General features: G+C 72.4%; 6 protein-coding genes and 1 pseudogene. 5 read left to right on the top strand and 2 right to left on the bottom strand.

All coding sequences use genetic code 11. The features are described 5' to 3' along the window. The 5 genes and pseudogenes from DI269_RS28595 to pstB all read left to right on the top strand — a co-directional run. Positions 1-1,010 (top strand): annotated as a pseudogene (locus DI269_RS28595) (hypothetical protein); the annotation flags it as partial. Positions 1,011-1,203: 193 nt separating this feature from the next. Then, complete coding sequence (locus DI269_RS07275; protein WP_112134471.1) at positions 1,204-3,006, top strand: NHL domain-containing thioredoxin family protein; 1,803 nt, start codon at positions 1,204-1,206, stop codon at positions 3,004-3,006. Between the two features lie 131 nt (positions 3,007-3,137). Further along, complete coding sequence (locus tag DI269_RS07280; RefSeq protein ID WP_112134436.1) at positions 3,138-3,332, top strand: hypothetical protein; 195 nt, start codon at positions 3,138-3,140, stop codon at positions 3,330-3,332. A 326-nt stretch (positions 3,333-3,658) separates the two neighbouring features. After that, positions 3,659-4,510, top strand: a complete 852-nt coding sequence (locus tag DI269_RS07285; protein ID WP_112134437.1) for a DUF6042 family protein — start codon at positions 3,659-3,661, stop codon at positions 4,508-4,510. Between the two features lie 141 nt (positions 4,511-4,651). Further along, on the top strand, positions 4,652-5,512 hold the full coding sequence (gene pstB / locus DI269_RS07290) for a phosphate ABC transporter ATP-binding protein PstB (protein ID WP_112134438.1): 861 nt from the start codon (positions 4,652-4,654) through the stop codon (positions 5,510-5,512). 121 nt (positions 5,513-5,633) lie between these two features. On the opposite strand, the gene DI269_RS07295 is transcribed toward pstB, so the two are convergent. Next, positions 5,634-6,629, bottom strand: a complete 996-nt coding sequence (locus tag DI269_RS07295) for a proline-rich domain-containing protein (protein WP_112134439.1) — start codon at positions 6,627-6,629, stop codon at positions 5,634-5,636. Positions 6,630-6,788: 159 nt separating this feature from the next. Beyond that, on the bottom strand, positions 6,789-8,090 hold a 1,302-nt coding region (locus DI269_RS07300), incomplete at its 5' end, for an aldehyde dehydrogenase family protein (RefSeq protein WP_198667233.1).

Consider the following 8,090-nt stretch of genomic DNA (forward strand, 5'->3'; position numbering starts at 1 on the left):
CGGTCGAGGAGGGCGCGACGCAGTCGGTCCCGAACGCGATCGACATCGACATCCCCGCCGCCCCGGCGCAGGTCCCGCCGCCCGCCTTCGAGGCGCCCGCGCCGCAGGCGCCGCCGCCTGGACCCCAGTTCGACGAGGACGGCACGCAGATCCTGCGCCTGGGCCCCTCGCAGCCGCCGGCCCCCGCCGCCCCGGCGCCGGACCCGGTCGAGGAGAGCACCCAGGTGCTGCCGCCGCAGGGCATCTCGGGCTTCAACGCGCCCGCGCCGTACGGCGAGCAGCAGGCCGGACAGCAGCCGCCCGCGGGTCCCGCGGCCTGGCCGTCCCCGCCGCCGAACCCGCTTGCGAACCAGGGCCAGCAGCCCGGCGCGGTCCCGCCAGCGAACCCGTACCAGCAGCAGCAACCGCCGCAGGCGCAGCCCCAGCAGTTCCAGCAGCCGCAGCAGCCGGTCTACCAGCCGCCGGCGGCCCAGCAGCCCCCGCCGCCGCCCGTGCAGTCGGACGACACGCAGAAGCTCATCATCGGCGCGCACAACCCGTACAGCGAGCCGCCGGCCCCGCCGTCGGCGTACGGCTCGCCCGCGCAGCCGGGCCAGTCGCAGCCGCCGCTGGCCCCGCAGTACACGCAGCCGGGCCTGTCGACCGGCCAGGTCCCGCCCGCCGCGCAGTACCCGCCCGCGCCCTCCGACGGCGGCGGCCGCAAGAAGGGCCTCGTCCCGATCCTCGCGGTCGTGGGCGCCCTGGTCCTGGTCGGCGCTGCGGTCGGCGTGTACTTCCTGCTGTTCGCGGCTCCGAAGTTCGAGGAGGGCGGCTGCGTCCGCCACACCTCGGGCGACCAGGCCGAGGCGATCGAGTGCTCCGAGGCCGTCGACGGCGAGGACTACGAGATCGTGCAGAAGGTCGGCGACGGCCAGGAGTGCGCCGACGCGGGCCGCGAGACCCTCACCGTCGGCGAGGACGTCTACTGCCTCAGCCTCCTCGGCGCCGACGAGAGCGGCGAAGGCGAGTAGTCCATACCGGCTGAAAAGCCGATATATGGCGATAAATCCGGTCTAAGGGACCCCTGGCGTAAAAATAGCGCGGGGGTACGACACGACGCACAGGGCCGATGGGAACCCCATCGGCCCTCGCCGTGCTGTGAGCCTCGTTCGCGAAGGGCCCGAGCCGATCATCGGCGCTGGCCGCGCGAGCTACGCTCGCCCCGTGACATCGTCTTCGCAGCCCCAGTCCCGCGTGCGCGCCGCCCGCCTCGAAGGCCGCGGCTGGCTCAACACCGGCGGCGAGCGGCTCGACCTCGACAGCCTCAAGGGCAAGATCGTCGTCCTCGACTTCTGGACGTTCTGCTGCATCAACTGCCTCCACGTCCTCGACGAGCTCCGCCCCCTCGAAGCGAAGTACGGCGACGCGCTCGTCGTCATCGGCGTCCACTCCCCGAAGTTCGAGCACGAGCGCGACCCGCAGGCCCTCGCCGCCGCCGTCGAGCGCTACGGCGTCGAGCACCCCGTCCTCGACGACCCCGACCTCAAGACCTGGGACGCCTACGCCGCCCGCGCCTGGCCCACCCTCGTCGTCCTCGACCCCGAGGGCTACGCCGTCTCCACCATGGCCGGCGAAGGCCACGTCGAGGCCCTCGACCGGATCATCGGCGACCTCGTCGCGGCCCACACCGCCAAAGGCACCCTCGACCCCGAGGGCAGCCCGTACGTCGCCGCCCCTCCCGCCGAGACCGCGCTCCGCTTCCCCGGCAAGGCGATCGAGCTGCCCGGCGGCGACGTCCTCGTCACCGACTCCGCCCGCCACCGCCTGGTCCGCCTCGCCCCCGACCTCGCCCACGTCAACGGCGTCATCGGCACCGGCGGGCGCGGCCGCGCCGACGGCGCGACCCCTGAGTTCAACGAGCCGCAGGGCCTCGTCCTCCTCCCCGGGGACGTCGCCGCGCGCGTCGGCTACGACCTCGTCGTCGCCGACACCGTCAACCACCTCCTGCGCGGCGTCCGCCTCGCCACCGGCGAGACGACCACCGTGGCCGGCACCGGCAGGCAGTGGCGCATGGACAACGGCACCGACGCCGCCCTCGGCGTCGACCTCTCCTCCCCGTGGGACCTCGCCTGGTTCGAGGGCAAGGTCGTCGTCGCCATGGCCGGCATCCACCAGCTCTGGTACTTCGACCCGGTGGCCGCCACCGCCGGCGTGTACGCCGGGACCACCGTTGAGAGCCTCAAGGACGGCCCCCTCGACCAGGTGTGGATGGCCCAGCCCTCCGGCCTCGCGGTGGACGGCGAGCGCCTGTGGATCGCCGACTCCGAGACCTCCGCGCTCCGCTACGTCGAGCACGGGCAGATGCACACGGTCGTCGGCCAGGGCCTGTTCGACTTCGGGCACCTCGACGGCCCCGCCGCCGAGGCGCTCATGCAGCACCCGCTCGGCGTCGCCGTCCTCCCCGACGGCCGGATCGCCGTGGCCGACACGTACAACGGCGCCCTGCGCGCCTACGACCCGGCCAAGGGCGAGATGTCGACCCTCGCGTCCGGGCTCGCCGAACCCAGCGACGTCGTCGTCCTCGGCGGCAAGCTGATCGTGGTCGAGTCCGCCGCGCACCGCCTCCACGTCCCTGACCTCTCCGAGGCCGCCGTCTCCGGGCAGCACCACCGGGTCACCCGCAAGCGCACGAAGGTCGCCCCCGGGCGGCTCCGCCTCGACGTGCTCTTCGAGCCCGCCGCCGGGCAGAAGCTCGACTACACGTTCGGTTCGCCCGTCCAGGTCACGGTCTCCGCCGATCCGCCGCAGCTCCTCGCCGAGGGCGCGGGCCGCACCGACGACCTCTCGCGGGAACTCGTCCTCGCGGAGGGCATCGAGAAGGGCGTCCTCCAGGTCGTCGCGCAGGCCGCGACCTGCGACGCCGAGGCCGAGCACCCCGCGTGCCACCTCACCCGCCAGGACTGGGGCGTGCCGGTCGAGGTCGCGGGGGACGGGGTGTCGACCCTGAAACTCGTGCTGCGATCCTGAAGGGGGCGACCTCATCCGGTCCGCGTAATTCGCGTGCCGGAGGCGTGTCATGAATCCGTGCGCGGCTCACGGCGCATTACGTTGTTCCGGATCGCACCATTGACCGCAGGCACATCAGGAAGGAACCCGCAGTGACCTTGGCTCCGGTCGAAGAACGCTACGCCGAATACGAGCACTGGCTCGTGCTCAACGCCGCCGACCAGATCGTCACCGTGGGCCGGCTGCTCGAACAGCAGGTCCGCACCCTCGAATACCTCACCCCCGACTACATCGGCAGCCTCGCCGACTTCGAACCGGACCTTTCCGGTATTCGATCGAACGGGTAGCCGAACCCGGCCGTTCGGTCGATATCCACACGCATCGATCGGAGTAACGTCGGCCCGGACGCGACAGGCGGCGTCCCCCCGAACGCGGGCCCGGCCCGCGGCGGGGCCGGCGGGCCCGACGCGCGAGGGCCGTCCCGGCACAGGCGCACCCCTCGGTCCGTCCGCAACGGCGACACCGGGGGTGGGCCGTCGAACGGGCACTCAACGGGCACTGAGCAATACCTGGTATCACCGCGCCGGGACGGCTCCCTCCGCACCGCTACGCTGAAAGCGAAGTCGCGTCCCGGCGGCGGTGGCGCGTCGGCCCGCGCTGATACGGTCGATGCGTGGAATCTTTCGAGCGGCCGTTCGGCGACGAGTCCGGCCCGGTCCAAGCCCCGATGCACCCCGCGTGGATCCGCATCATGCCGTGCAGCATCGAGCTGTTCCGCACCGTCCCCTCGCTCAACCCGTTCCCGGCCGGCTGGTGGGCCGACGCCTTCCCCGAGGACGACATCTGGAACGAGCCCGTCTGGTGCGACCCGGGCGACGTCGACGACTGGATCGCCGAGGCCTCCGAGCACCACCTGGGCGCGTCCGCCGAGGTCGTCGAGAAGGAGGCCCGCGAGGAGTACGACCGGGCCACCGCCGAACGCTCCGAGCGCATCGACACGTTCACCACCCACTGCCGCCGCGCCGGCCTGCCCGTCCCCCACACCGTGCGCGACCTGCTCGAATTCCTGCTCGCCCTGGGCCTGTACCGGTCCGAGAAGCGCGAGGGCGTCATGTACGTCGCCCCGCAGCTGTACATCAACCCGTTCGACGTCCTCTCCTTCGACAAGCTGGAGGCCATCGAGGAGGCCGCCGACCAGCGCGGGGACCTCGAAGAGCTCACCGCGATCGCGATCAGGCGGGTCGGCGGGGTCGACTACGAGTTCGACGACGAGGGCCGCTTCACGCTGCCGGGGAACGCGAAGTCCGCGACCGTGCAGGTCAGCCTGGCCGCGCTCGCCGAGGACGCGGGCGTCCCGGCGCCGGTGATCCGCGGGATGCTCATGGAGCTCGCCGAGGACGGCGACGTGGCCGGGTCGGTCGACCTGGGCGCGGTCGCGGTCGCGGAGGAGTTCACGCTGACGGCCTCCGACGACCTGCTCGGCGGGTACCCGAACGACGAGCTGCTGCCGCCCGAGCACGCCTGAGCGACCGCTTGCCGGGGCGTGACCGCCACCGCAGTCCATTCACCGCCAGTTCACCTGTTGGCCCCCCTTCGTGCACCTGCATGGCGTTCCATGAGGACAGGACACGTTAACGGCGGTTGACGATCGGTGATTGGAGCACGCGTGACCGTGAACGAGACTGGTGCCAAGGTCAAGGCGCCCATCGCGGGCCTGGCCCCGCAGGGGCGGACGGCCTCGCCCGTCGCCGCCGAGACCGTCATCGAACTCAAGGGCGTGGGCGTGCACTACGGGAAGGCGCACGCGGTCCGCGACGTCTCCCTCCCGGTCGCCCGGAACCAGATCACCGCGATGATCGGCCCGTCGGGCTGCGGCAAGTCCACGGTGCTGCGGTCGATCAACCGCATGAACGACCTCATCCCGGGCGCGAAGGTCTCCGGCGAGATCTCCTTCCACGGGACCGACGTCTACGGCCCCGGGGTCGACCCGATCGCGGTGCGCCGCCACATCGGCATGGTGTTCCAGAAGGCGAACCCGTTCCCGAAGTCGATCTTCGACAACGTCGCCTACGGCCTGCGGATCAACGGCATGAAGGACAACCTCGCCGACCGGGTCGAGCAGGCCCTGCGCGGCGCGGCCCTGTGGGACGAGGTCAAGGACAACCTGAAGAAGTCCGCCCTGGCCCTGTCGGGCGGGCAGCAGCAGCGCCTGTGCATCGCGCGCGCGATCGCCGTGCAGCCGGAGGTCCTGCTCATGGACGAGCCGTGCTCGGCCCTGGACCCGATCGCGACGGCCCGCATCGAGGAGCTCATGAACGAGCTCGTCCGCGACTACACGATCGTCATCGTCACGCACAACATGCAGCAGGCGGCGCGCGTCTCCGACGCGACGGCGTTCTACTCCGCGGACGTCGACGAGGCGGGCGAGCGCTTCGGCTTCCTCGTCGAGTTCGACGAGACGCAGCGGCTGTTCTCGAACCCGACGGACCCGCGCACCGAGGACTACATCACCGGCCGCTTCGGCTAGGTCTCGATCTCAACGCCGGACGGCGGCGCGGCCTTGGGGGCCGCGCCGCCGTTCTGCTTGGCGCACAAGACGAAAGAACGGGGCGGCCCGCAGGCCGCCCCGTTCTTTCTCGTCTCGGTCGCTAGACCTCGTCGCCGCAGAGGATCGCGGAGGTGCGCCCCTCGGGGTCGGTGACCTGCCAGTACCAGGCGCCGCCGCAGGTGGCCTGCGCGGCGGCCTCGTCCTCGGTCATCGCGACCGGGGTGTCGATGTTGACGACGCCGACGACCACGTACTGCGCGAGCGAGGAGTCGCAGCCGACGGTCCACCACGAGTCCGCGGTGTAGAAGCAGTCGCCCTCGGCGGGGACGTACGGCGTGTTCTCGGGCTCGTTCGGGTCGGGCGCGCCGGTCGCCTTGATGCAGTACAGCGAGTCGAGGGTGCCCGAGGAGTACACGTAGTGCCAGTTCGTCCAGGCGTCGCCGGGGTGGAGGACGGCCCAGTCGTCGCCGCACAGCGCCTTCGCGGCGGTGAAGTCGGTCAGGTTGCCCTCGTCGTCGACGGGGACGTCGGTGACGTCGTAGGACTGGGCGGTGATCTCCCAGAACGCGGTCGCGTCGGCGCAGTCGACGAGCACGAGCCCGTCGCCGTAGCCGTCCTCGGCGATGACCGGCTCGTACGGCAGGCACTGGCCCACCTCGGTGTCGGTCTGCTCCTCCTCGGTGACCTCCTCGGTCGGGGACGCCCCGTCGGAGGGCGACGCCTCCTCCTCGGTGGTCGGGTCCTCGGCGACGTCGGTCCCGTCGTCCTTGTTCAGGTTCATCACGACCAGGAGCGCCCCGCCGAGGATGAGGACGAGCGCGCCGACGATGACGCCGCCGATGAGCCCGTAGTTCCGCTTCGGCGGCTCGGGCGGCAGGACCGGCCCGCCGTACGGCGGCGGCTCGGCCCCGTACGGGGGCTGCCCGCCGCCGGCCTGGCCTGCGGAGTACTGCGGGCCGGCGCCGAACTGGGGCTGCTGCGGCTGCTGCGGTTGGCCCCCGTAGGGGCTCTGGCCGCCGTTGTACGGCGACTGGAAGCCGTACCCGGGAGTCTGCGGCTGCTCCGGCGGTGGACCGTAGTTGGGAGGGACCGTCATGCAGCCCACGCTATAGCGCTTTGTCAACAGCGGCCACACGGAGTCCGGAACCTGTGAAGGAAACTCGCAGTCCACGGGGTGCGCTCGGCCCGAACGGGCCGGGCCGTCACGAGTGCGAGGTGACGCACCTCGCGGCGGCTTCGTGGCGGAGCGACCGGATCACAGCGCCTCGGGCAGGACCAGGACCCGCTCGACCGTGTAGTCCTCCATCGCCGACCGCACGCCCTCGCGCCCGACCCCCGAGCCCTTGACCCCGCCGTACGGCATCTGGTCGGCCCGGAACGACGGCACGTCCCCGACGATCACCCCGCCCACGTCGAGGGTCCGGTGCGCGAGCATCGCCTGCGGCAGGCTCTCGGTGAACACGCCCGCCTGGAGCCCGTACCGCGAGTCGTTCACCGCCGCGAGCCCCGCCTCGAAGCTGTCGACGCTGGCGAGCACCAGCACCGGCCCGAACACCTCCTCGCGCAGGACCTTCGCGTCCGCGCGCACGTCCGCGAGCACCGTCGGCTCCACCAGCGAGCCCTGGCGCGGCCCGCCCCCGCACAGCACCTTCGCGCCCTCGTCCACGGCCTCCTCGATCCACGACTGGACCCGCTCGGCCGCCTCGGCGCTGACGAGCGGCCCCACCTTGCACGAGGGGTCGTTCGGGTCCCCCGACGGCAGCGCCTTCACCTGCTCCACGATCCGGTTCGCCATGTCCGCGTAAGCCGGTGCTTCGATGAACACCCGCTGCACCGCGATGCACGACTGCCCGGCCTGGTAGTTCCCGAACATCGCGATCCGCTCGGCCGCCCAGTCGCGCTTCGGGTAGTCGGCGGCCACCAGCGCCGCCCCGTTCCCGCCCAGTTCGAGCGTCACGTGCTTGTCGGGTACGCGCCGCCGGATCTCCTTGCCCACCGGCCCCGACCCGGTGAACGAGACGACCGGCAGCCGCGGGTCGTCCACCAGCTGCCCCGCCCGGTGGTTCGGCACCGGCAGCACCGACAGCATCGCCGGCGGCAGGTCCGTCTCCGAGAACAGCGCCCCCAGGTGCAGCGACGACAGCGGCGTCGCCGGCGCCGGCTTCAGCACGATCGGGCAGCCCGCCGCCACCGCCGGGGCCACCTTGTGCGCCACCAGGTTCAGTGGGAAGTTGAACGGCGTGATCCCCAGGACCGGGCCCCGCGGGAACCGCCGCACCAGCGCCAGCCGCCCCTCGGCGGCCGCGTCCGTGTCGAGCCGCTGCACGGTCCCCGCGAACCGCCGCGCCTCCTCGGCCGCCCACCGGAACGTCGACACCGCCCGCCGCACCTCGATGCGCGCCCACGCGATCGGCTTCCCCGACTCGGCGGTGATCAGCTCCGCGCACGTCTCCGCCTCCTCGTCCAGGCGCCGCCGCACGTGCTCCAAGGCCTCGGCCCGCACATGCGCCGGCAGCGCCGCGCACTCGGCGGCGGCCCCCGAGGCGGCCGCGACCGC

The organism is Glycomyces dulcitolivorans (genome assembly GCF_003265355.1).
GTDB lineage: Bacteria > Actinomycetota > Actinomycetes > Mycobacteriales > Micromonosporaceae > Glycomyces > Glycomyces dulcitolivorans.